Source organism: Nitrosarchaeum sp. AC2 (genome assembly GCF_013407385.1).
In the GTDB taxonomy this organism is placed as follows: domain Archaea; phylum Thermoproteota; class Nitrososphaeria; order Nitrososphaerales; family Nitrosopumilaceae; genus Nitrosarchaeum; species Nitrosarchaeum koreense.
In genome coordinates, this window is the sequence record NZ_CP030847.1 from 373,151 (window position 1) to 392,411 (window position 19,261).

Sequence of the window (19,261 nt, forward strand, 5' to 3'; positions counted from 1 at the left end):
TATATGTAAAATTTCAATAAACCTATAAAGCCCAGTAAAGACGATTGTGAATAAGGATAACACATGAGTAAGATACTAGAAAAGACACTAAAAGATGCACAGAAAGAAAATACATTAACAATTGGCACTAAACAAGTATTGAACTCTATGAAAGATTCCAAATTAATTGTCCTGTCTCAATCTGTAAAAAAAGAGATGTTTGCAAAAATTGAATCAGATGCGAAAAAAGAAAAAATACCATTAGTTAACTTTCAGGGAACTTCAGTTGCATTAGGAAGACTATGCGGCTTACAATTCCGAATCTCAACAATATCATTTACATCAATAACTGATGCAAACATTAAATCAATTCTTAAAGATACAGAAACTGAGGAAAAAAATGAATAAACATTTCATCTCTAATCTAAGTTTAAATGAGACAAATTTTGTTCGGAGTTAAACAGGAATTCTAATGACACAATCAATTAAACTTACAACAGATCAAATGCGAATGATGTCGCTCTTTCAAAATGTTACAGGTGCAACTGCTCGTGATTGTGTCGAAGATGAAAAACAAGATCGTGTAATTTTTGTAGTAAATACTGGTAAAATGGGATTGGCAATCGGAAAAGGTGGAATTCATATCAAATCATTGCAAAACATTGTAAAGAAAAATGTCGAACTCGTTGAATTTGACGAGGATCCAGCCAAATTTTTAACAAATCTCCTTAATTCTAAACTCGTCTCTGAAGTAAAAATAAATACACGTGCCGATGGTTCAAAACAGGCAATAGTTATGGTAGACCCAAGAAAGAAAGGCATTGTTGTAGGAAGAGAAGGCAGAAATGCTGAGAAAGCAAGACTTTTAGCTAAACGATATTTTGATATTACGAGTGTACTGATTAACAGTCCTGAAAAAGCAACATTGGAGATGTAAAATATGACAAAATCACCACTAGGTTTATTCGCAGGCAGAGTTCTAATTGCAAAAAGAAAGAGACAACGATGGGCAATCTCTACTTACAAAAGACGAAAACTTGGTATTGATAAAAAAGCAGATCCTCTTGGTGGTGCTCCACAAGGAAGAGGAATAGTTTTAGAAAAAGTAGGTATTGCAGCAAAACAACCAAACTCTGCTGTAAGAAAATGTGTTAGAGTTCAATTAATTAAAAACGGTAAAACTGTAACAGCATTCTTGCCACGAGACGGTGCAATGAATTTCATTGATGAACATGACGAAGTACACATCCAAGGAATGGGTGCAACACAAGGTGGTGCAATGGGTGATATTCCAGGTGTACGATTCAAAGTATTCAAAGTAAATGGAACATCTCTTAACGAACTAGTAACTGGCAAGAAAGAAAAACCAAGGAGATAAAATTGGCTGAGACAAAAAATTTCTTATTATTTAGAAAATGGGATATGTCTGATATTGAAATCCAAGATCCTGGATTAAAGACAGCAATTTCATTAAGACGACAAATCTTACCCTACACTTTTGGTCGTTCAGCATTAAAGAGATTTAACAAAGCTGAAGTAAACATTGTAGAAAGACTTTGCAACAAAGTCATGCACTTTGGAAAGAAATATGCTAAAAACACTGGACGTATGACTGGTAAGAAAACCAAAGTACTCAACACTGTTAAAGTTGCATTTGATATTATTGCATTAAAGACTGGAAAAAATCCAGTTGAGGTGTTAGTTAGAGCAATTGAAAACTCTGCACCAAATGAAGACACTACAAGAATTGTATATGGTGGTACAGTCTACCATGTATCAGTAGATGTAGCTCCAATTAGAAGAGTCGACATGGCACTAAAGTTCATTGCAGACTCTATACGAGATGCAACATATTCTAATCCAAAACCAATTGAAGAACATATGGCCGAACAGCTAATCTTGGCCGCAGCAAACGATCCAAATGCTCCTTCTGTAAAGAAGAAACATGAATTAGAAAGAATAGCACAAGCTTCTAGATAGTAATTTTACCAGTAGCCCGAGGCAGATTCGAACTGCCGTCTCCGCCTATCCACTCTTGAGATCCAGAGGGCAGAATCCTTGATCTAAAATTTTTTTTATTTGACCGCTAGACTATCGGGCTACCAAAACAAATTCTGATGTTTTAGCATATAATCATTTACTAATTTACTTGAACTGCACTTCATGAATAGCAGTTGCATAATCGCATTCTGCTTTTAGTCTCATGTATGGAATTAATCTATAATGAATAGAGTAAAGATGATCTTCTTTTCTAATAATTCCTTTTTGCATTAGTGATACTAGACCACGGGATGTAATCCCGATCTTTGTATTTGTTTTTTCACATACTTCGTCACGTTTTTTTTGATATTGCTCTAATGAAAAAGCTACATCATTAATTTCTAAAATTAAAGGCCACACAATTTCAGCCCAGACAAATCTTCTGTTTTCAGTAGCCGATGCATATTTGCCTTTTTCACTCAACATTAATAACATCTGCAAAAGAAGTTATAACTTAATAGTTGTCTCAAAAAGAAATTGAAGAATCACTGAATTTATTGCAAAAAGATTGGGATGTTGATCCAATTTTGCGCCAGTTCATGCTAGGAAAAATAACTGATGTTAGTGATTATTCCATTAAAGTAAAAGATGTTATTTTTCATATTCCCTATTTAGCATCTGAAAAAAAATATATTTTGTGGAAATGTTTTTGGCCAGACTGTCATAACTGCTGTGACCGACAAGGTAGATTACCATTAACATCTGATGATCTAATTACAATTGGAAAGGGTCTAAAATACAAAAAAACATCCGATTTTATAAAACATGAAACAATAACTACCACTTGGCAAGACTCTTCTCCTTCTGGCCAAACCACCACAATGACTACAATTAATCTAAAACGAAAAAAAGATGAGACTATACAGGAAGATGGAACTCATATCTCTTGTAGGTTCTTAGATGAAAAAGGTGGATGTAGTATGCATCCAGATAGGCCTGGTGTATGTTATCTCTATCCTTTCTCTACATGGCTTGAAAATGAAAAAGGTATGGCACGAGTTCATGCTACATACCAGTTTACGGGTGATTGTCCTGGATTTTACCTAGCAGAAGACATGCAACAAATGAAACAAGAGCTCAAAGACTATTCAAAAATAATTTATGATTATACCTTATCATCAAGCAGAACAATGAGAGAAAACTTTGGTTCTGTAAGTTTTGGTTAGGCCTTTGCTACTTTCATCAGATCAGAAATCTTTACATCCATTCCAAATCTAGCTTCGTTTTTCTTCATGTATCTAAAAATTGAGATAAAGTCTGGAAGTGACTTGAAGAAATTAAAGTCCTTGTGAATCTTTGCTCTAACAAACTTGAAAACTTTGTCGTAAATTTTGTAATGTTCATCAACTGCTTTTTCATAAGCTGCAAAGTCATGCATGTTCTCAACAAAGATATCGACACATTGCATACTTGGAATGATTCCTTCGCCTAGTAAAGCATAGACAGTACCAATTGATTCTCCAACTCCTACAACTTTGCCTTTGTAAAATGGTTTGCACTTGCCAGGAGTTGCAAGTCTAATTGGTCTTCCTTTAGTTTTTTGAACTTTACCGCCATACTTTTTTAGAAAATCGTCAGTTGCCTTGATGTGATTCTTTTTGTAATCACCTGCACCAATATGTGCATACTTTTCACCTAGTGGGAAATACCAAAAATATCCAGACATACCTGGAAATGGTTCAATGTAAAAATCATCAAATGGAACCTTGTCTTCATACTCTACTTTGTATTCGTATGTTGGTAAGAAAAAATCCTCTTCTAGCTTTGGAAGATAAGTTCTTGCAAATCCAGTACAATCAACTATCATGTCATACTCTTTTTCTAGTTCTTCTAGCTTTGGTGCTACGCCGTAGATAATTTTAGAATCTTTAATGAAATCTTTGATTAATGCAAGTTTGTCATATGTGCACAAGCCATGCAGACCGATATCAAATTTTATGTTATTATTCATCTTTACATGCATGGTTTTTCCGTCATGGATTAGAAAGTCATCAAAATTTCGTCCTACTTTGCTGCAAAACTTGTCTAGTTCTGATTTTATTGTACCCCATGCGCAAATAGAATCATGTCTCTCTTGCGTGCTTCGCTCATAACCTACAACCTCATGTTCTGAACTTTTGAGTCTGGCCATAAGATAACTTCCTGCAACACCCATGCCCATAACTGCAATCTTCATTTAGCCTAAATCTGGCCAGACCTAATAAAAACACTATCTGGTGATTTTACAAATTTTTGAATTTCTCAACTAATCGTATTAATACTATGAACATTTTATACAAATTCAGGTAAAATGGGGACTATACAAGCAATCGAAAAACTTGAAAATTCAAACCAAGGAATTCAAGTAATTTTAGACCATCTTGCAGAGCAACTATCTGACATGAAGCAAGATCCAAGATTAGAAGGACTGATGGATGATCTGGAGAGTCTGTTTCATGCATATCTCAAAACATGGATGAAAAGCAACACCGATGTAATTACGATGCTAAAAGAACAATAGACTATCTCAAGTTAAATTTGGAAAGATTTTACAAAAACTATGGATACATTTGATGCAATAAAATCAAGAAGATCAATTAAGAGTTTTCAAAATTATACAATGAGTAAAGAGGAGATTAATCAATTATTGGAAGCTGCCATTTTATCTCCAACATCATATAACATCCAGAATTGGCGATTTGTCATTGTGACAAAACAGGAGATCAAAGACAAGCTTTGCGCTTTATCATATGGTCAGAAACAAGTGGCAGAAGCCTCTTTGATAATTATTTTATGTGCTGATTTGAAAGCATGGGACAAAGATCCTGAACGATACTGGATAAACATTCCAGAAGGCCCACGTCAATCTATTGCAAAAGCAATCAGACAATCATACACTGGAAATCCAATACTTGAAAAAGATGAGGCAATGCGTTCTTGTGGATTTGCAGCTCAGACTATAATGCTTGCAGCAAAAGCTATGGGTTATGACACTTGCCCTATGGAGGGATTTGATTTTGGAAAAGTTGGCAATCTGATCAATCTGCCATCTGATCACATCATATCTATGATGGTAGTTGTTGGCAAAAAAGCAAAAGATGCTGCTCCTAGAGGTGGACAGTTACCATTATCTGAAGTAGTCTTTGAAGATCATTTTTAGTGGTTTGAGAAAGGATATTTTTCATCACATTTACTACATCTATCATGCATTCCTTTAGCTGGTTTTGTTACTCCGCAAAACTCACAATATCGCATAATTCCAAGATCAATTAATTTTTTAGAGCAAAATGACCACTGCTCTTCAGAATGCTTTGATTGTGTATTGCTGCAAATAAGACAAATTTCATCTAATTCATTCAATGACTGTTCGGATTTAATGGCATTTTTATTATTTACTAATGATTCTTTCAGAAAACAATCCTGAAAATAATTTTTTAACAAATAATTTTTAGAAAAATATGGATCAAAGATATGAATGAATTCTTAGTGAGTGTTATTATTACAATTATTCTAAATACTTTATGACAAAAGAACAATCACAAGTTCACAAATGGACTGCTGATGAGACAGTTGCAAAAATACAACATGCCTCAAGAAACATCAAAGAATATTCTTATTTGATGAGAAATACCGTCAAGACAGTTCGAGAAAGTGGTGCCATACCAGAGCTAGTTGATGCAATACGTGAAGCTTCGTTTGCATTACGCGATACTGTAAATGAAATCAACCAGACAACAAAAGAGATTCACAAAAAAGGAATAGTAACAGAAACAGCTAACGCAATAGATAGTACAATCATCTCTATTGAAGATTCTGTAAATACAGTAAAAGAGATTGTAGTTGATGCCGAAAAAGTACTACCCCATTCAAAAAAGGCTGTACATGATGGAATTCAAAAAGCAAAACATCTCAAGCTAAAAGTAGGTGTAGCATGAGAACAGAGCAGAAATTGGTTTTACTGCCACCGATTTCTAATTCTGTAAAGTTTAGTTTGTTTTTACACACATTGGATTTAGTAATTAAAATTGGCAGATATTTTTCTATAATTTCTATTGTTTTAACTGGATTGAATTTAGTTTTTGCAGTAAATGACTTTCATGGAAATAGCATTGCATTTGGAATGCTGCACTCTCTTTTTGCAGCAAGTGGCATTGTCTTTGCTATCCAGTCACGCGTAATTGAATGTATTCACAAATCTGTGATCTGATGGAAGAAAAAAAGAGTAAACTAAGTGAGATTCGAGCCACTACTTTTGATGTAGTTGAGATAATGCGTCTCATAGGCAATCCTGGAGTGATCGAATCACTAAGTAAGGTACGAGATACCACTTTCCAAATAAATGAGATTATTCAGGGGCTTCAGACACCTCAAATGGTCAAAAACATTGAAAACTTTAGAATAATTTCTGAGAACTTTAATGAAGTTTCTAGTAAAATGCAAAGTACGGTTAATCATCTAAAGGAGACTGGCATTATTGACAAAACTACATGTCTTGTAGATTCTGCAAAACAAAAAATTGATTCATTTGATGGAATTAATGTAGACATTGGTAGTGTTGTTGCATCTACAAAAGAGATGTTTGATTCTGTTTCTGGTCTTGTAATTGAAATAACACAGACTGTCTCTTCAATTAAAAAATCACAGACAGTAGCTAATGTTTCCGATTCTGTTACTGGTGTAAAAGAATTCTACCATACAATATCATAACTAATTCCGTTTCAGACATTGTTCAAATTTATGATTCAATAAAATTTAGAGCCAAGATGAATATCCGCCATCAAGTGTAATTGCGTAGAATCCTTCTTTTGTCAACTCGTCAGCTGCAATGTTTCCACGATACCCAGAACTACAGTAGGTACAGATTTTCTTGTCTCGCATATCTTCGATCTGTTTTTTCTTTGTATTGCGAATTGTCAACCCTAAAGGCATGTGAATAGAGTCTTCAATTATACCGCCCTTTAATTCATCTATTTCACGAACATCAATTATTACAAAATCATTTTTTTGAGACATTAGCTCCTTTGCTGTAATCTTGTCTGCCATGAATTGTTTTATGAGTACTGCAATTTATTTTTGTTCCAAATGTTTAAGAATATCCTGAATTTAGATCATTCATGGCCCAAAGTAAATGTCCTTACTGTAGCTCACTGTTTGAAAACAATGAGGTGCTATCAAAACACATAGACAAAGTACACAATGCTGCAGAACCAATCTAGTCTTTTTATATAAAACGTGCCTGACCAACTATCATAACTCCAGTCAGTGCAGCCAATTTTTGCTTCCATGGACTGGATTTGTAAGTTTTTAAAATTTTAAATCAAATAAAATTACATCTATTTTGTGAAACCTCAATCATGTAGAAACTGTGGAAAAGAGTTGTATCAAAACCAAAGGGTTTGTCCTAGTTGTGGTAGAGATACTGGTTATGATGATACCGAGTAATTTCTGGATCATAATCTATTGTTTTTAACCAATGATTTTTGAAATTAACACAAATTTCATCTTAAACATAAAATCAATGTGGAAAATCATAATTTGGATTATATGTGATTAGAGAAAACTATCTGTATGGTAAGTACACCTATTTGGATTGCAATCGTAATTGGTGTTTTCTTTGTAGGAATTGGTGCAAGTTATGCACATTTTGCAAATACGTATGATCCCATGTCAATGAAATTTCAAAATCAAGAATTGTTTAATCAAATGATGTCAAATAATCCAAAGATGTCACAACAGTGGATGGATTCAGACATGATGAATCGACAACAAATGATGAATGACCCACAATTTAGACAACAAATGTTTCAACAAATGATGCAAAACCCTGATGATATGATGGAATGGATGGCAAAAGATCCTCAACATGTTGAACAGATGTCAAAGATAATGAAAGAAGATCACATGTTTATGTCAAAAATGATGTCTACCATGATGAATGATCCAGATTTGAGATTGCAAATGATGGGTCACATGTCAGAAAATCCAGAGGCATTCAAAGAAATGATGAACATGATGGGTTCAAACATGACCGAACATATGGGTTCTGGAATGAACCAACAAATGATGCATCCATAAAAAAATAATTTTACATTTGTAACGTATTCATATTATATTTCAGTTTAGTATATTTTACATCTGTAAAATACTGGATTCAAACTATTCAATCAATATTGCAGGTTTGAATGGCCTTGCATGTCTTGCCTTTGATTTAGGATCATAGATTCCATCATCTGATTCAGAAAACACATCGATATCTACTCCAAACTCCTTCTTTCCAATGTCTGTTAATTCATTTGCCAAGAATTTTTTCTCATCAAATTCTTTTGATTCTAATTTCATCTGTCTGATTTCAGTTGGTTCTGATAAAATATCCTTGATTGTCTTTTGAACAAAGTCTGGAGTTTTTTTAACATCTGAAGTTTCTGAATTTGCAATTAACTCCTTCATTACAATTCCCATGTTTGTTTGTCCTGACATCACTTTTTCTAAAATAGAATGATATACTTTGGATTTGAATAAATCAGCAGTATAGATTGTAATCTTTTTTGGCGTAATTTTTGTTACTTTGAGAATATTTGCTATATCGTCAATTAGTAATTTTAACAATTCTTCGGATTGAATCGCAGATGCATTGATACTCTCTTCAGAATATTTTGGCCATTGAGAAGTTGATGCTAGATCAGAATGTCCAAGTTTTTCCCACATCTCTTCTGCTATATGTGGTGCAAATGGTGATAACATTGCAACACGTACTGAATTTATCTGATGTAAAATTCCTGAAGTGTTTATCCTATTTTTTGCATTTACTCTTTTTGTGTACCAGCTAAGATCGGATTCAAATGAAAACAAAATATCATGCAATGCCTCTCTTAATCTCATCTTTTCAATAGATGTGGTGACTTGAGATATCATGCTCTGGGTTTTAGATAAAATCCACTTGTCTTCAGCCTCCAAATTCTCAATTTTCTCTGCTTTTAGCCTTGAGCATTCGTTGTATAGTGACTCTAGCTTGTTTTGAATGCCAGAGACTGACTCCATGTTAAAATCAGCATCTTGAAGTAATTCTGCTGATATGATAATTGCTAGTCTAATTGGGTCTGCACCATAATCTTGAATTGCTTTTCGTAATGGTATGATATTTCCCATGCTTTTTGACATTTTAGAACCATTCATCAATACAGAACCATTAACTACAATTTCTTTTGGCCAATTGCTTTCAGGAAATATTGCAACGTGATTTAAAACAAAGAATGTCAAGTGATTTGGAACCAAATCCCGTCCTGAATGTCTTGAATCCACTGGATAAAAGTAGTCAAATTCTTTTTTGATTTGATTAATTACATCGACTGTTAATTCAGTAATTGAAGATACCTTGTTTGCATCACCTTTGCCTAGGAAAATATAATCAAAGAATTCTGGAGATAACTTTTCAGCTTTTAGTGTTCCATCATTTACAAATTTTGAAATTGTATAGTATGCCATGTAAATTACAGAATCTGATAGACTTTCTACGATCCAGTCCTTATCCCATGGCAGTTTAGTCCCAAGTCCATGCTGTCTTGCACAAGCTCTTTCTCTCAACCACCCAATTACATAGTTAAACTCTGATCTGATCTCTTGTGGTAAAATATTCATCTCATCAAAACACTTGGTAGCTAGTTCCTTCCAGTTTTTATCACCATAGTTTAGGAACCACTGATTGTTTAGAATCTTGACAACACATTCAGCTCCACATCTACATCTTACAGGAGTATTTGTTAGTTCTAGTAAAATATCGGCATGTTTGTTTTTGATTAACCATTCCTTGATGGTATCTTTTGCATATGCTACTTTGATTCCAGCAAATTGTTCTGTATTTTGTTTTAATTTTCCACCGTAGAACTCCTTTCCATAAACCTCCTTTGTTGCTTCTTCTAGTTTTGGATCACTTTGGTTTACAACACCAAATTTCTCAACTGCTTCTTTTGCTGGATTTTCTCCAAAGCCTTCAGTCTGAATAATTGAGATTGGGGTAATTTTGGCTACTTTTGAGGCTAATTCAGGCTCAATTTTGGCCTTTTTGAGATCTTCAAGTGCCTGATAATCAAATGGAGCATGGGCTGGAACTGACATTACCATTCCTGTACCAGTTCCACTTTCAACAAAACTGGCTGGAAGCATTAGGATTGATTCATTTCTGTGTGGGACTGTAACTAATTTTCCAATTAGTTCTGCACCTTTTATCTCGCCATCATATGTAATTTTTTTATCCAAAAATTCTAACTTGTATGCACATTCTTTGCTTACAATCCATTTTTCGTTATCCACTGTAATTTTCTTGTAAATTATTTCAGGATTAACCCAAAGATTGACAACACCAAAGATTGTTTCAGGTCGAAGTGTTGCAGTTGGTATGATGTAATCTTCATACTTGAATTTAATTAAAATATATTCAGTAAAATCCGGTTCCACATCTCCCAAAGTATCATGTTGTGATACAGGATTTTGATCCTTTGGACACCAGCCAACTGGATGAGAACCTTGAATGATTAATTTTTTTCCCTTAATGTTTTGATCTGCCACTCGATAAATTTACTATACACAGGATCAATTGTAGTAAACTCTCGTCTCCAGTCAATAGAATATCCCATCTCAATCATTCCTGTCTTGATTTCTTTGTGGAAGTAATCTGCAATCTTTACTGGTTCTACAAATGTCTTGATTGATTCTTCTGGTACTCCGTAAAGATTCTTCAAATTCTCAATTATTTCTTTGTCGTTTGCCTCTACTCTTTTTGCCATCCCCAGTATTGGAGTTCCAGTGTAGTGAAACGCCATAGGAAAGAGTACATTGAATCCTTTCATTCTGTAGAATCTTGCATGAACATCAGCTAACGTGTATGTTCTTCCGTGTCCAATGTGTTGAGGTGAATTTGGATATGGGTATGCAACTGTTATGAATTTTTTTCTTTCTCATTGGGATCTGTCTCAAAGTCTTTAGAGTCATTCCATCTCTTTCTCCACTTTGATTCAATCTCATTCCATCTTATTTCCATAATATCATCCTAAAATCATTGATTTTGCTTTGGCTATTGCGTCGTTTATTTTAGATGTGTCTTTTCCTCCTCCTTGGGCAAATTTAGCGTCTCCCCCGCCTGCTCCGCCCAATACTTCAGCCACAGATTTGGCAATATTTCCGGCATTTTTGCTCTTTGAGGCCTCATCTCCAGAATATGCTATTACTCTAATTGTTGGACCTGATTCAAAAATTCCAACATACACAGAATTTGGATTGTCCTTGACTAGTTTTTTGCCAAAGTTCATGTGGAAAAACTCGTCGTACTGTTTTGAATTTGTAAAACACGATTTTATTTTATCTATATTAATTTCGATTTCATCTATTGTTCCGCTACTTGATTGAGCTGCAACTTGTTCTAGTAAAATAGGAATTTTTTCTTTTGCTTTTTGTTTTTCCTCTTCTCGTTGTTTATCTTTGATCTCTTTTTGCTTTTCTTCTTGTATCCTTTTTGTGTTTTCAATCTCTTGTTGTTTTACATATTCTTTGGCAGTCGGACCTGAGACAAATTCCAATCTCACAACACCGTCTTGAATTCGCTTAGTCTTTGTAATTTTGATCAATTCAACTTCTTTTGTCTTTTTGACATGTGTGCCACCGCAAGCTTCAACATCAAAGTCTTCAATTGATACGATTCTAACTGACTTTACTGGAACTACACCTCCCTGATAAATCTTAAATCCGTATTTTTGTTCTGCAGTTCCCCTGTCATAGTTTTGTATGGTTACTGACATGTCTTTTGCAACAATATTGTTTGCAACATTTTCAATGTCCTGTACTTGCTTGTCAGTTAGTGAAGAATGGTGAGTGATGTCTAATCTTGCATGATCAGCTTCTTTGAATGCAGAGTGCTGCCATATCCAAGAACCTAACACTCCTCTAGCTGATGAGTTTAGTATGTGGGTGCTGGTATGGTTCTTTGTAATGTTTGATCTCCGCAACGAATCAACTTTGCACTTTACTACCTCGCCTTGTTTTGGAATTACTCCGTCTATTTCATGAACTATGACTCCGCCGTGTTTGTTTACATCAACTACTTTTGAGCCTGCAATGGTACCATAGTCTGGTTCTTGTCCTCCACCTCTTGCATAAAATGAGGTTCTATCAAGCACGACTGATTTATCAAAAACTTTGAGGACCTTTGCATCAAACTCCATTGGATCATCTTTGTAAAAGAGCATCTCGGTTTCTGGAATGTCATCAAGTGGAAGTTGCTCAATGTCTTTTTTCTTGTCTGACTGGTGCAAATCAGATAGTTTTGCATAAAATGATGAGGGAATTTCAGATATTACATCAATTTCTCTTAGATACTCTGGTGTAATTCCATCTGATTCGTATAAAGTGATTAACTCATCTACTGTTGGCGCTCTGCCTTTTCCTTTAAGGCGTTCTGCCATCTTTCCCATTCTGACCTTTGATTCAACATATCTTTCTGATTCTAATTTCAAAATGGTCTTGACATCTTGTCTCTTTTCATCTAATTCAGGATATGTGTCTCTGAGATAATCAATATGCATATCTACCAACTCATCGATATCCAGCTTGAGATTCATTCTATCCATCGTTCCATTGATTCGTCTTAACATCATTCTTAGATTGTATCCGCCGCCAACATTGCTTGGTAATGCACCATCAGTAATTGCAAATATCAGAGTTCTAAGATGATCTGCAATTAGATACATTCCTTCAAGTGGTGTGATGATTCGATTGACTTGATCTTGTGTTAGTCCAGTTGTTTTTACGGCATTTCTTCTTACTTCAATCAAGTCATCATGAATCTCTAGATTCTTTGCAATTGCGGTAAAGTATTTTCGTAACATTTCGGAATCTGAATCAATTCCAATCTTTTCAAACAGATGATTAGTAATTGGACCAAAGCAGCAGTCATATGCAGTAGGAGTTCCCTTTGTAATCCAGGCAAATCGTTCAAGGCCTGCCCCCATATCGATAATCTTTTGATCGAGAATGGTGTGTTTTCCCAACTCGCCTTGAAATTCAGTAAATACGGCATTTCCTAGTTCTAATCCCCTGACAAAATATTCTAGTGAAGAACCAAAAGAGCCACCACCTGCCCACACGTCTTCAACAAAAACTACTTCTTCTTTCTTAATTCCAAACTGTTCTGTCAATAATCTAAAGTCAAGATCAACGCATTCATCTTTCCAATATCCTTGTGCATTTGGAATACTGTGTTGTCCAATCATACAAAAGCTAGAAAAGTGTCTTCCAGTTACTCCGACATTTTCCAAATCCTTGAATCTCAAACAAGTTTGTGGAACTACAAGTGGATTTGCAGGAAACTCAAAGACAACTTTTGAACCCATTATTCTTTGAAAGTCAACAATTGATGCAATTGTAAAGTAAAGATCATCTCGCCATCTACAAACAACTGGATATCTTGAAACTGAAGTGTGGTTGTTTTTTACGAAAAATGATTCTACCTCTTTCCAGGCCTGTGTATAATCAAATCTCTTTTTGGTTGGAGGATCTCCTATGAATGAATAAGTATCGTCTGCATCATCAGGACATAATCCTCTCTGAGAATCTAAAGTCCAAAAATATCTTTTACATTTTAAGCATGATTTTCTGACAAATCCCTGTTCTTCAAATAGCTTGACCTTATAGTATCTGTCTGGGTCAGATGAAAATTCATTCAGAATTTCTTTTTTATCCAACGAAGAACTTCTATTTGTCCAATATTAAGAATTGTCGATTAATAATACATTAAATAAACTGGCAATATCTTGCAAATTATGTTCAAGAGAAAACCAGCATTAAGAGAAGGGGTACATGTTTTCTCTACTAAAAAAAATGGCGAATATTATGATTTTATCTTTGGAGTAGTTACTGGCGTTGATGGCAGGAAAGTTGGCGTCAATGGAGTAATTGTAAATCCAGTAGGCCTCAAAAATAAAATTGCTCAGGGAAAAACAGGTGAACGTTCCTCTGAGATTTTGGAGCATCCAACGCCTGATAATGTGGTTTTGGCCTTAGTGTATAGAGTAGAACATGAAAACTATGCCGAGGTATTGGATCTAGATAAAGACAAATGCGATTTGATTCCGCCAAAAGTTTATGCAATTTTAGATGGATGGATTCGCGAGACTCTGCCTGAATTTATCAACAATGTATTGTCTTTGCCACCAGGTCCGGAAAGAGATGAAGCTAAACGCGTCTTAAAACACCGAATGGAAACCCTAGTTGATAAAAATCTGAAACGAACTCTTTATTCTGTTTGCCGAAGTCTGAAAATTCTAAACTAAACTTTTCTATTTATACATCATTTGTTGGATATCGATTCTAGAGTTTTAAGGAATTTTTGGAATTTAAATCTCAAAATACCATTTATTTTGATAATTTCATGCGTGAATTAAATGGAATTAAATGGTCATAAAAAAAATTTATTCTAACAAGACATATTTCCATTCAAAAAGTGTGAATAACAACAAAATGGAAGGTTGTGGGGAATCAAGATAGAGAGAGATAACAAGTGGGTTACTCTGATTAGGAGGGCTAGTCTTGAATGAATTTTTTGAGTTAAGTGTATTTTTTACACTTGCTTTGATGTTTTTTATCACTGTTTTAGTCTCGATTCGTAAGAAATTTTTTATTATGACTTTTATGTTTGGTTTTTTCTTTTTTGTAACTTTATTAATTCTACTTCCAATGATGTCATTAGTAATGATTGATGATGCAATTTTACTGCAAGTAGATGCTACTATAATAGCAGGAATATTGATTTTTCTTACAATTTCATCATTTATCAGCAATAAAACACGTAAACCCATAATGACATTTGGTGTGGGTTGGACACCTATTCAGGTATCATCTGGAATTATTGGCGCATTTGGGTTATCGGCTATAGCATTACTTTTTGGTGATGTTGGTTTAGGAAAAACTTTAGCTGTATTTGGTTTTATTATTTTGATTGGAGTTTCAATTATTATTTCAATTAAAGAACCAAGAGTAGGTGCCGACACTTGACAGCAAAAAGAATTTCAGAGAAGATCCGAGGACTTGACAGAATCTAACTCCACCATAGTTTTATATTATGCCCTAAGAAAATCTCGATACAATGGAATACGTTTATGCTGCTTTACTTCTTCACAAGCTACAAAAAGAAGTTAATGAGGCAAACATCAGCTCAGTTGTTAAAGCATCTGGCGCTGCAGTAAATGATGCTCAAGTAAAAGCATTAGTTGCAGCATTGGCTGATGTTAACATCGAAGAAGCAATCAAAGCCGCACCTGTAGCAGTAGCAGCAGCCGCTCCGGCAGCCGCAGCAGCAGGTGAAGCAAAGAAAGAAGCACCAGTTGATACCAGTAAAAATGAAGAAGCCGCAATGGAAGGTCTATCTTCACTATTTGGATAAACAACTATTATTTTTTCAATTTAATTTTGATTTTTTATATCAATGTTAATTAACAATTATTTGTTTTTTGTATTGATTGGTTGATTTTTCAATTCCCGCTCATGTGTTTATCTACATTTTAGATCTCTTTGGAACAATGGCATTTGCAGTAACGGGAGCTTTCAAAGCCATAGAAAACAAATCAGATATCGTCGGAGTTTTACTGTTAGCGACAATTACAGGCGTTGCTGGAGGCGTAATCCGAGATGTTATGATGGGCCAGTTTCCAAATGCATTATCTGATCCGGCATATGTTGCAATAACAGTTACATCGGGAATTGCAATTTTCTTTTTGTATACACATCTCAAAAAACACTGGAATCTATTTTTGAAGTTTGATGCAATTGGACTGGGTGTATTTTCAATAATTGGAGCAACGTTTGCATACAATCTAGTAGGGCTAAACTTTCTTGCAATAATGCTTGCAGGAGTGCTTACTGCCGTAGGTGGTGGTATACTTCGAGATGTCTTTGTCACACAGGTCCCAATAGTTTTTGTAAAGGAATTTTATGTCTCTGCAAGCTTTATTGGAATTTTGGTATTTTATTTTATGTTGTACTTTGGTGGAGAGTTGTACTCTGCAACAATTGTTGGATTGACAATAACTACTACATTGAGATTAATTGCAATGAAGTATAATTGGAATCTTCCTAAAGTTAAAGGAATTTAAGATTAAGCTGGACTGTAACCTTTGGCTTTTGATGCAAGGCCTTTTGCTTGGCCTTCTGCCTTTTGCAAAATCTGCTCTTTAGTTTCACTTGTCATAAATCCAGACTCTACTGATAATGAGCGAGCATGCTGAGATGCCTTGCCAATAATCTGGTTAATGTTTTCTGGAGTAACATATGCTGCCTCAATTGATAGTGATACTGCTTCTTGGTGATATTGAGCAAATGCATTTCTAATTGCTTCTACATCAATTATCATGTCTTTTTCTGCATATTTGAGACCCTCCTCTAATGCAGTGTATAATGAAATTCCAGCTTCGACTGGTTTGATATCTAATTTACCTAACAATACTGCTAGTTTCTCATTAATTACTCCGCCTTTCTTTACTGGAGTTGAGTCTTTTGCAATCCAGATTGTACCTTGATCAATCTTTGTTGGAATTCCAGCCTCTTTGAATTCAGTAAGCATTGGGCCTGGAGCAATTCCTGTGTTCTTTGCAGGAACTACAATGTCGACACTTGCAATATCTCCACCTCTTGCTGCCATCATAATTTTATTTTTGGCAAGTAAGACGTTTAGTTTGAATGGTGACATGTTTGTAAATATGAAAAGACATTGACCTACCAGTTCGTCAGCAATTCCTTTGATTCCTGGAATATTTGATTTTTCTAATGCTTTTTGTGCAATTCTATCTTTAACACAGACAAATTCTACCTGACCTTTGAGTGCTTTTCTTAATGGTAATAGTTGTGATGCTCTAACTTTGTTTGTCTTTACTAATGCAACAACTTTGTATTTTTTTGGAATCTCCATCATTTGTTGATACATCTGAGTTTTTTTTGCTGGATATTTTGTTCTATTTTCATGCATGTTTCTTCTTGACCTCTTCTATCTGTTTAATTGGTTTTCCCATTGTGGTTTTAATGATAATTCTTTTCATGTTCTTATCTCCGTTTGGTAATTTCTTTTCAACTGCAGCAAGTACCGCATGTGCATTGATTGCCAAGTCTGCATCACTCATCGTCTCATCACCAATTTTACATGACATTGCCAATGTTGCTCTTGCTCTTACTTTGATTGATGCTCTGAATCTTGTTAGAAATGATTCAATTGATGCGTTAAATGGAACTGGTGTTGGCATTTTACCTCTTGGACCTAATAGCTGACCCAATACTTTACCGACTACTGGCATGATTTGTGTATCTGCCAAAAAGAAATCATATTTGTTGATAAATTTTCTAGATGCTCTTTTGTTTGCTGCAAATCTATCTAGTTCATCAGAACCTACAACTGCATCAGCTTTTGCTGCTTTTGCTTTTTGACCCATATCTCCTGTTGCCATAATGCAAACAGTTGATGGGGAGCTTGTCTTTGGTAGTTGAACTACTTCGTTTAATGCAAAGCCCTTTTTGACATCAATATCTTTGAAGACTAGAATCATCTCGACAGACTGTGTAAACTTACGTTGCTTACTGCCAGTCTTGGCCTCTTTGATCATATCTGCAAGCTTTGCTTCGGTAATCATTATGAAGAATTTCCGAGATTGCCTACTTAAAATCGTTTAGAGGAATAGGAATTAAGAATCCTATTTTATTTTAAAAAATTACATATTTCTATGCCAATTTTTGAAATTCAGGGACAAAAATCCTCATGAACTTACATTTATTAATTCACCATCCTCCATTTTCGAATAGATTGCAGAAGTTTGATGATCTTGATATGAAACTCTTAGCAGAGTTGACAAAAGACGGTTCAATCTCAGTTCCAGAACTATCAAAAAAATTAGGAATCAATGCATCTGTTTTGTACAGCAGAATAAAGAGACTGGTAAAAAAGAAATTAATTAAAAAATTCACAATAGTTGTAGATGAATCTCTCTTAGGAGTCGGAGTAAAGGCATCAATTGGAGTTAACCGCGATCCAAAACTAAAAGATACTATTCACAAACAACTAATGGCTACCCCTGAGGTCACATCAATTTCTGAAGTTACTGGTAGATTTGATATTATAGTAAATGTCCAGACAAAAAATCTAGAGGTACTTCACTCTATAGTAATTGAGAAGCTAGGAAAAATCGATGGAATAATTAACACTGAAACTTTTGTAGAGTTACAAAAAACAGATAAAGATTTAGTTTATTCTGTGGTGTAATTTAGTTTAATTTTGCGTCCCACTTGCCAGCGTTAATCTCTGCTGTGATTTCTTTTGGAGTTTTTCCTTCCACTTTGATTCCAAGTGATGAGCAAGTTCCAATAATTGTTTTAGCTACAGATTTTAGTGAAGTTGCATATGATTTCTCTAGTTTTGTTTTTGCAACTTTTACTACAGAATCAATGGTGATGTCTCCTACCCAAGCTGTTCCTGCAGTGCCGGTTCCTTTCTGAACTCCGGCCTCTTTTAGCAATAATGCAGCAGCTGATGGAATTCCAATTTCGATCTCCCACTTTTTAGTATCTGGAAATACTGAAACTGTTACTGGAACTTTCATTCCCTCAAAATCTTTTGTTTTATCGTTAATTGCCTTGATAATCTCCATGATGTTTACGCCCAATGGACCCAAAGCTGGACCTAGTGGCGGACCTGCAGATGCAGCTCCTCCTGTTACAAGTGAAGATATTTTTTGTGCGTCTACCATGTTTATCAGCTTATTATGAAAAATTTAATCCTTCCTAAGACTCACTAGATAGTTTTAGGTAGTTGGCGTCGACAGTTACTGGCAATTGATATGATGCATCAAGTAAGACTACTGTTGCTTCTTCTTTGTCTACATCAATTCTTGTGATCGTGGCTTTCATTCCTTTGAATGGACCGCCAGTGATCTCAACTATGTTATCTACTGTTAATTGTGAAACTGTGGATTTCTTTACCAGATATCCTTCTATATCTTTGAATTCTAATTCTCCTCTTAGTTGACCGCGAATATGTCTGATTCCTTCAACTGCCATGTATGCATCACTTGGGTTAATTGCCTCAATGACAACGTATCCCTTTAGATTATCAACTAGTAATACGGATTGAATATTCATCTTATTGTTACTTGCTTTAGCTTCAAGTAATCTCATTACCACTTTCTCTTGACCTCCAGTGGTTCTTATTGCAAAAAGGTGTGATTTTACTTCTTCAGACATT

The 19,261-nt window shown here is 34.9% G+C and carries 26 protein-coding genes, 1 tRNA gene and 1 pseudogene; 17 read left to right on the forward strand and 11 right to left on the reverse strand.

Annotated elements, in window-relative coordinates:
- Window positions 1-63: 63 nt before the first annotated feature.
- The 4 genes from DSQ20_RS02075 (at window position 64) to DSQ20_RS02090 (ending at window position 1,959) form a co-directional block, all read left to right on the forward strand.
- The gene (locus tag DSQ20_RS02075) at window positions 64-387 is read left to right on the forward strand and encodes a ribosomal L7Ae/L30e/S12e/Gadd45 family protein (RefSeq protein WP_007549740.1); all 324 of its coding nucleotides are present in this window, start codon (window positions 64-66) and stop codon (window positions 385-387) included.
- Between the two features lie 64 nt (window positions 388-451).
- Window positions 452-916: a NusA-like transcription termination signal-binding factor gene (locus tag DSQ20_RS02080; RefSeq protein WP_007549741.1), complete on the forward strand. Its 465-nt coding sequence runs from the start codon at window positions 452-454 to the stop codon at window positions 914-916.
- Between the two features lie 3 nt (window positions 917-919).
- Entirely contained in the window at window positions 920-1,357 is a 438-nt protein-coding gene (locus DSQ20_RS02085; protein WP_007549743.1) for a 30S ribosomal protein S12, read from the forward strand.
- Window positions 1,358-1,359: 2 nt separating this feature from the next.
- Window positions 1,360-1,959, forward strand: a complete 600-nt coding sequence (locus DSQ20_RS02090) for a 30S ribosomal protein S7 (RefSeq protein WP_007549744.1) — start codon at window positions 1,360-1,362, stop codon at window positions 1,957-1,959.
- Window positions 1,960-1,971: 12 nt separating this feature from the next.
- On the opposite strand, the gene DSQ20_RS02095 is transcribed toward DSQ20_RS02090, so the two are convergent.
- Window positions 1,972-2,080: transfer RNA gene (locus tag DSQ20_RS02095), tRNA-Gln, on the reverse strand.
- 44 nt (window positions 2,081-2,124) lie between these two features.
- Entirely contained in the window at window positions 2,125-2,445 is a 321-nt protein-coding gene (locus DSQ20_RS02100) for a hypothetical protein (RefSeq protein WP_007549746.1), read from the reverse strand.
- A gap of 35 nt (window positions 2,446-2,480) precedes the next feature.
- Here DSQ20_RS02100 and DSQ20_RS02105 point away from each other — a divergent pair, with 35 nt between their 5' ends.
- Window positions 2,481-3,185: a YkgJ family cysteine cluster protein gene (locus DSQ20_RS02105; RefSeq protein WP_179365854.1), complete on the forward strand. Its 705-nt coding sequence runs from the start codon at window positions 2,481-2,483 to the stop codon at window positions 3,183-3,185.
- On the opposite strand, the gene DSQ20_RS02110 is transcribed toward DSQ20_RS02105, so the two are convergent.
- Window positions 3,182-4,195, reverse strand: coding sequence for an NAD(P)/FAD-dependent oxidoreductase (locus tag DSQ20_RS02110; protein ID WP_179365855.1), 1,014 nt, complete (start codon window positions 4,193-4,195; stop codon window positions 3,182-3,184). The two genes, DSQ20_RS02105 and DSQ20_RS02110, sit on opposite strands and share 4 nt — an antisense overlap.
- A 114-nt stretch (window positions 4,196-4,309) precedes the next feature.
- Here DSQ20_RS02110 and DSQ20_RS02115 point away from each other — a divergent pair, with 114 nt between their 5' ends.
- Both DSQ20_RS02115 and DSQ20_RS02120 read left to right on the forward strand, forming a co-directional pair.
- Window positions 4,310-4,519, forward strand: coding sequence for a hypothetical protein (locus tag DSQ20_RS02115; RefSeq protein WP_179365856.1), 210 nt, complete (start codon window positions 4,310-4,312; stop codon window positions 4,517-4,519).
- 39 nt (window positions 4,520-4,558) lie between these two features.
- A complete protein-coding gene (locus DSQ20_RS02120) occupies window positions 4,559-5,158 on the forward strand; it encodes a nitroreductase family protein (protein WP_179365857.1) in 600 nt (199 codons plus the stop codon).
- Here DSQ20_RS02120 and DSQ20_RS02125 read toward each other — a convergent pair.
- On the reverse strand, window positions 5,155-5,358 hold the full coding sequence (locus tag DSQ20_RS02125; protein WP_007549751.1) for a hypothetical protein: 204 nt from the start codon (window positions 5,356-5,358) through the stop codon (window positions 5,155-5,157). The two genes, DSQ20_RS02120 and DSQ20_RS02125, sit on opposite strands and share 4 nt — an antisense overlap.
- A 161-nt stretch (window positions 5,359-5,519) precedes the next feature.
- Here DSQ20_RS02125 and DSQ20_RS02130 point away from each other — a divergent pair, with 161 nt between their 5' ends.
- Genes DSQ20_RS02130 through DSQ20_RS02140 form a run of 3 tightly spaced genes read left to right on the forward strand, consistent with a single transcriptional unit; the run spans window position 5,520 to window position 6,705 of the window.
- Window positions 5,520-5,933 (forward strand): hypothetical protein, encoded by a 414-nt coding sequence (locus DSQ20_RS02130; RefSeq protein ID WP_179365858.1) that lies wholly within the window; start codon window positions 5,520-5,522, stop codon window positions 5,931-5,933.
- Window positions 5,930-6,205 (forward strand): hypothetical protein, encoded by a 276-nt coding sequence (locus tag DSQ20_RS02135; RefSeq protein WP_179365859.1) that lies wholly within the window; start codon window positions 5,930-5,932, stop codon window positions 6,203-6,205. Before DSQ20_RS02130 ends, DSQ20_RS02135 begins: the two co-directional genes overlap by 4 nt.
- Window positions 6,205-6,705 carry a hypothetical protein gene (locus DSQ20_RS02140; protein ID WP_179365860.1) on the forward strand — a complete coding sequence of 167 codons (501 nt, stop codon included), beginning with the start codon at window positions 6,205-6,207 and terminating at the stop codon, window positions 6,703-6,705. The genes DSQ20_RS02135 and DSQ20_RS02140 overlap by 1 nt, the downstream gene beginning before the upstream one ends.
- Window positions 6,706-6,750: 45 nt before the next feature.
- Here the strand turns inward: DSQ20_RS02140 and DSQ20_RS02145 are convergent, their stop codons facing one another.
- The gene (locus DSQ20_RS02145; protein ID WP_007549756.1) at window positions 6,751-7,041 is read right to left on the reverse strand and encodes a rhodanese-like domain-containing protein; all 291 of its coding nucleotides are present in this window, start codon (window positions 7,039-7,041) and stop codon (window positions 6,751-6,753) included.
- A 297-nt stretch (window positions 7,042-7,338) separates the two neighbouring features.
- On the opposite strand from DSQ20_RS02145, the gene DSQ20_RS02150 reads away from it, so the two are divergent.
- Window positions 7,339-7,440, forward strand: coding sequence for a zinc-ribbon domain-containing protein (locus tag DSQ20_RS02150; RefSeq protein ID WP_179365861.1), 102 nt, complete (start codon window positions 7,339-7,341; stop codon window positions 7,438-7,440).
- A 126-nt stretch (window positions 7,441-7,566) separates the two neighbouring features.
- Window positions 7,567-8,073 carry a hypothetical protein gene (locus DSQ20_RS02155; RefSeq protein ID WP_179365862.1) on the forward strand — a complete coding sequence of 169 codons (507 nt, stop codon included), beginning with the start codon at window positions 7,567-7,569 and terminating at the stop codon, window positions 8,071-8,073.
- 81 nt (window positions 8,074-8,154) lie between these two features.
- Here DSQ20_RS02155 and leuS read toward each other — a convergent pair.
- Together leuS and alaS are read right to left on the reverse strand one after the other, a co-directional pair.
- A pseudogene (gene leuS / locus DSQ20_RS02160) lies at window positions 8,155-10,934 on the reverse strand (leucine--tRNA ligase).
- A gap of 102 nt (window positions 10,935-11,036) precedes the next feature.
- Entirely contained in the window at window positions 11,037-13,727 is a 2,691-nt protein-coding gene (gene alaS / locus DSQ20_RS02165; RefSeq protein ID WP_179365863.1) for an alanine--tRNA ligase, read from the reverse strand.
- Window positions 13,728-13,805: 78 nt separating this feature from the next.
- Here alaS and DSQ20_RS02170 point away from each other — a divergent pair, with 78 nt between their 5' ends.
- From DSQ20_RS02170 to DSQ20_RS02185, 4 genes are all read left to right on the forward strand, one after another.
- Window positions 13,806-14,315, forward strand: coding sequence for a hypothetical protein (locus DSQ20_RS02170; protein ID WP_179365864.1), 510 nt, complete (start codon window positions 13,806-13,808; stop codon window positions 14,313-14,315).
- 256 nt (window positions 14,316-14,571) lie between these two features.
- On the forward strand, window positions 14,572-15,036 hold the full coding sequence (locus DSQ20_RS02175) for a hypothetical protein (protein WP_179365865.1): 465 nt from the start codon (window positions 14,572-14,574) through the stop codon (window positions 15,034-15,036).
- Window positions 15,037-15,127: 91 nt separating this feature from the next.
- Window positions 15,128-15,424 (forward strand): 50S ribosomal protein P1, encoded by a 297-nt coding sequence (gene rpl12p, locus DSQ20_RS02180; RefSeq protein WP_007549768.1) that lies wholly within the window; start codon window positions 15,128-15,130, stop codon window positions 15,422-15,424.
- 76 nt (window positions 15,425-15,500) lie between these two features.
- Entirely contained in the window at window positions 15,501-16,133 is a 633-nt protein-coding gene (locus DSQ20_RS02185) for a trimeric intracellular cation channel family protein (RefSeq protein ID WP_179365866.1), read from the forward strand.
- A 2-nt stretch (window positions 16,134-16,135) separates the two neighbouring features.
- Here the strand turns inward: DSQ20_RS02185 and DSQ20_RS02190 are convergent, their stop codons facing one another.
- Window positions 16,136-17,002, reverse strand: a complete 867-nt coding sequence (locus DSQ20_RS02190) for a 50S ribosomal protein L10 (protein ID WP_179365867.1) — start codon at window positions 17,000-17,002, stop codon at window positions 16,136-16,138.
- The gene (locus tag DSQ20_RS02195) at window positions 16,995-17,657 is read right to left on the reverse strand and encodes a 50S ribosomal protein L1 (RefSeq protein WP_007549773.1); all 663 of its coding nucleotides are present in this window, start codon (window positions 17,655-17,657) and stop codon (window positions 16,995-16,997) included. Before DSQ20_RS02195 ends, DSQ20_RS02190 begins: the two co-directional genes overlap by 8 nt.
- Window positions 17,658-17,851: 194 nt before the next feature.
- Between DSQ20_RS02195 and DSQ20_RS02200 the strand changes: the two genes are divergently transcribed.
- Complete coding sequence (locus DSQ20_RS02200) at window positions 17,852-18,283, forward strand: Lrp/AsnC family transcriptional regulator (protein WP_007549774.1); 432 nt, start codon at window positions 17,852-17,854, stop codon at window positions 18,281-18,283.
- Between the two features lies 1 nt (window position 18,284).
- Here DSQ20_RS02200 and DSQ20_RS02205 read toward each other — a convergent pair whose 3' ends face one another.
- Together DSQ20_RS02205 and DSQ20_RS02210 are read right to left on the reverse strand one after the other, a co-directional pair.
- Entirely contained in the window at window positions 18,285-18,767 is a 483-nt protein-coding gene (locus DSQ20_RS02205) for a 50S ribosomal protein L11 (RefSeq protein ID WP_007549775.1), read from the reverse strand.
- 34 nt (window positions 18,768-18,801) lie between these two features.
- Window positions 18,802-19,260 (reverse strand): transcription elongation factor Spt5, encoded by a 459-nt coding sequence (locus DSQ20_RS02210; RefSeq protein WP_007549776.1) that lies wholly within the window; start codon window positions 19,258-19,260, stop codon window positions 18,802-18,804.
- Window position 19,261 lies beyond the last annotated feature (1 nt).

Bases quoted from the DNA above. Each gene is read 5' to 3' on its own strand.
- DSQ20_RS02075 (WP_007549740.1), top strand. From the start codon at position 64: ATGAGTAAGATACTAGAAAAGACACTAAAAGATGCACAGAAAGAAAAT.
- DSQ20_RS02080 (WP_007549741.1), top strand. From the start codon at position 452: ATGACACAATCAATTAAACTTACAACAGATCAAATGCGAATGATGTCG.
- DSQ20_RS02085 (WP_007549743.1), top strand. From the start codon at position 920: ATGACAAAATCACCACTAGGTTTATTCGCAGGCAGAGTTCTAATTGCA.
- DSQ20_RS02100 (WP_007549746.1), bottom strand. From the start codon at position 2,445: ATGTTGAGTGAAAAAGGCAAATATGCATCGGCTACTGAAAACAGAAGA.
- DSQ20_RS02110 (WP_179365855.1), bottom strand. From the start codon at position 4,195: ATGAAGATTGCAGTTATGGGCATGGGTGTTGCAGGAAGTTATCTTATG.
- DSQ20_RS02115 (WP_179365856.1), top strand. From the start codon at position 4,310: ATGGGGACTATACAAGCAATCGAAAAACTTGAAAATTCAAACCAAGGA.
- DSQ20_RS02120 (WP_179365857.1), top strand. From the start codon at position 4,559: ATGGATACATTTGATGCAATAAAATCAAGAAGATCAATTAAGAGTTTT.
- DSQ20_RS02130 (WP_179365858.1), top strand. From the start codon at position 5,520: ATGACAAAAGAACAATCACAAGTTCACAAATGGACTGCTGATGAGACA.
- DSQ20_RS02135 (WP_179365859.1), top strand. From the start codon at position 5,930: ATGAGAACAGAGCAGAAATTGGTTTTACTGCCACCGATTTCTAATTCT.
- DSQ20_RS02140 (WP_179365860.1), top strand. From the start codon at position 6,205: ATGGAAGAAAAAAAGAGTAAACTAAGTGAGATTCGAGCCACTACTTTT.
- DSQ20_RS02145 (WP_007549756.1), bottom strand. From the start codon at position 7,041: ATGGCAGACAAGATTACAGCAAAGGAGCTAATGTCTCAAAAAAATGAT.
- DSQ20_RS02155 (WP_179365862.1), top strand. From the start codon at position 7,567: ATGGTAAGTACACCTATTTGGATTGCAATCGTAATTGGTGTTTTCTTT.
- DSQ20_RS02170 (WP_179365864.1), top strand. From the start codon at position 13,806: ATGTTCAAGAGAAAACCAGCATTAAGAGAAGGGGTACATGTTTTCTCT.
- rpl12p (WP_007549768.1), top strand. From the start codon at position 15,128: ATGGAATACGTTTATGCTGCTTTACTTCTTCACAAGCTACAAAAAGAA.
- DSQ20_RS02190 (WP_179365867.1), bottom strand. From the start codon at position 17,002: ATGCATGAAAATAGAACAAAATATCCAGCAAAAAAAACTCAGATGTAT.
- DSQ20_RS02195 (WP_007549773.1), bottom strand. From the start codon at position 17,657: ATGATTACCGAAGCAAAGCTTGCAGATATGATCAAAGAGGCCAAGACT.
- DSQ20_RS02200 (WP_007549774.1), top strand. From the start codon at position 17,852: ATGAAACTCTTAGCAGAGTTGACAAAAGACGGTTCAATCTCAGTTCCA.
- DSQ20_RS02205 (WP_007549775.1), bottom strand. From the start codon at position 18,767: ATGGTAGACGCACAAAAAATATCTTCACTTGTAACAGGAGGAGCTGCA.
- DSQ20_RS02210 (WP_007549776.1), bottom strand. From the start codon at position 19,260: ATGTCTGAAGAAGTAAAATCACACCTTTTTGCAATAAGAACCACTGGA.